The sequence below is a fragment of the Sulfitobacter sp. genome, assembly GCF_041552635.1.
In the GTDB taxonomy this organism is placed as follows: domain Bacteria; phylum Pseudomonadota; class Alphaproteobacteria; order Rhodobacterales; family Rhodobacteraceae; genus Sulfitobacter.
Genome location: NZ_JBFEKM010000320.1, coordinates 1 through 2,132, shown reverse-complemented (window position 1 = coordinate 2,132; position 2,132 = coordinate 1). Strand labels below are relative to the sequence as shown.

Sequence of the window (2,132 nt, the reverse complement as noted above, 5' to 3'; positions counted from 1 at the left end):
GAACGTCAAACCGTCGGCGCGCGAGAGCCGCAGTTGATTGCGGCAAATGTCGATACGCTGTTGATCGTGACGTCGTGCAACGATGATTTCAATCCGGCCCGGTTGGAGCGCTATCTGGCCCTTGCCAACGAGGCGGGCACCAACCCAGTAATTGTCTTGACCAAGGCGGATCAGGTGACGGATGCGGCAGATTTCATCGACCGTGCCGCCGCGCTGCAACGCGGTCTTGAGGTTGTTTGCGTCAATGCCAAATCGCCTTCGGCAGTGACTGCGTTAGAGCCTTGGTGCAGTATGGGGAAAACCGTCGCACTGGTGGGGTCTTCGGGGGTGGGCAAATCGACGTTGCTGAACACCTTGGCGGACAAACCCGCAGATCAGGCGCAACTGACCGGTGATATCCGTGAGGATGACGCAAAGGGGCGGCACACCACAACGTCGCGGTCCCTGCATGCCATTGCGCAGGGCGGTTGGGTCATTGATACCCCCGGCATTCGCACCTTGCGCGTCAGCGATGTATCCGCCGGTTTGGACGTTCTATTCGCCGAGATCACAGAGCTTGCCCCCGATTGTCGCTTTCGTGATTGCAGTCACAAGCACGAGCCGGGCTGCGCGGTTCAGGCTGCCGTTGTTTCAGGCGCGCTGGACGCCGAGCGGTTGGATCGCTGGCACAAGTTGTACGATGAAAATGTTGAAAATACACCCAAGGTAACCGGCGCGCGGGGCAATAAAAAACCTCAATCCCGTGGTAAATCGCGTTAGTTACGTCCTGATATTGCAGTGTATTTGTCCCGCGTGCCGCCGTTCAGATTTGGCTTGGGAATATCCCTTGTCTGGTCGCTATGATCGCGCTGTGATGTTGGAGCCGTGATGTCGGGGCCGGCGTATCCAAGTCAATCATCCAATTCATCCGCTTTCGGGTGAAATCTTTGCCATGACGGCGTCAAACCGTGCCCAGCTCATTGACGCTTTGTTGCCCGCATAGCCGTCATAATGTGACTTTCCGGTTGAATTGGGCAAACCGGCCCAAATCTTAGCCATATTGTTCATGAAATCCTGACGGTCCAAGGCACCGGCGCGAAACTTGTGAAGCCCGGCTTCGGCCAGCAAGACGTCGGCCAGTTTGTCCTGAATCTTGGGGCTGAAACGCTGGGTTGGTTTGACGCCGGTTTTTGCGACCAGACGGTGCAGGGTTTGCGGAATAAACTGATAGCGCCCGATGGCGTGGGGCTGTCCCGGCGTTGCGGCAATCCAGTCGAACACCTCGGCTATGGTCATCCTTGTGGGCCTTTGAGGGGGCTTGACCCGCGCGCCGAACTGCACTGCGTCATATCCGTCGATGCGCGATTCAGCTTCCTGAATCAAGGCGCGGATCAATTCCACGTCTGATCCTCCGAAAACGCCAATCGCCGCATCGGCATAAACCGGTACATGTGCGGGGCGTTCCGCAAACATCCCGCCCGGTGACCGGCCGACAAATAGGGCCGCCATTGTCCCGTTCGACCCCGCAGAGGTCGAGACAAACAAACTGCCGCGCACGGCCTCGGCCCGCACGGCCGTCGCAAATTGCATCATGATCAAAACAAACAAGACGAGGGGCATTCTACCTCCGACACCAGATTGATGCCCTGTTTGGCGTAAGAATGTTTCAAAGCCGTTAGCGATGCCGCTGACGCCATAGGCGTCAAATCTGTGGACCAGATCGCGCATCTTGATCATAACCGGAGTTCAGGAACCAGACTGCGTGTTGCGCTTGCCATGCTGCAAGGAGAATTTGCCTACGATACAAGCCTTCCAAGGTCGCGGGCCGCTGTTGGTGACGATTGAGCGTTTGGCTGGAAAGCTGGCCGATGATCTGGACAGCGTGAAGGAGGCCAAAGCATGAGCCGGGATTATATCGCAACGCCACTGGACCAAGCGCAAAAGGTTGAAGCCATGTTGCGCGTCATGTCGATGGCGATTGATGGGGAGCAGATATGCGCCACGTCATTTGCTGACAACGGCGGGGGGTGTCTGATCGACATGGCTATCGAAACGATGTGCGATCTGATCGAGAAGATTGCAGTATTAGAACGTGTGGTTAGCAAACAGACCAGCACCGAAACTAGCGCCACAGTCCAAGCGTTTTACTGTTG

The 2,132-nt window shown here is 56.7% G+C and carries 3 protein-coding genes; 2 read left to right on the top strand and 1 reads right to left on the bottom strand.

Going from position 1 to position 2,132, the window contains the following annotated elements:
* Positions 1 to 759, top strand: a 759-nt coding sequence (gene rsgA, locus ABYT07_RS20630; protein ID WP_372993874.1) for a ribosome small subunit-dependent GTPase A, incomplete at its 5' end; no start/stop codon positions are given.
* A gap of 144 nt (positions 760 to 903) precedes the next feature.
* On the opposite strand, the gene ABYT07_RS20625 is transcribed toward rsgA, so the two are convergent.
* Positions 904 to 1,599 carry a hypothetical protein gene (locus ABYT07_RS20625; protein WP_372993873.1) on the bottom strand — a complete coding sequence of 232 codons (696 nt, stop codon included), beginning with the start codon at positions 1,597 to 1,599 and terminating at the stop codon, positions 904 to 906.
* A gap of 279 nt (positions 1,600 to 1,878) precedes the next feature.
* Between ABYT07_RS20625 and ABYT07_RS20620 the strand changes: the two genes are divergently transcribed.
* Positions 1,879 to 2,132: hypothetical protein (locus ABYT07_RS20620; protein ID WP_372993872.1), on the top strand; the 254-nt coding region annotated here is incomplete at its 3' end.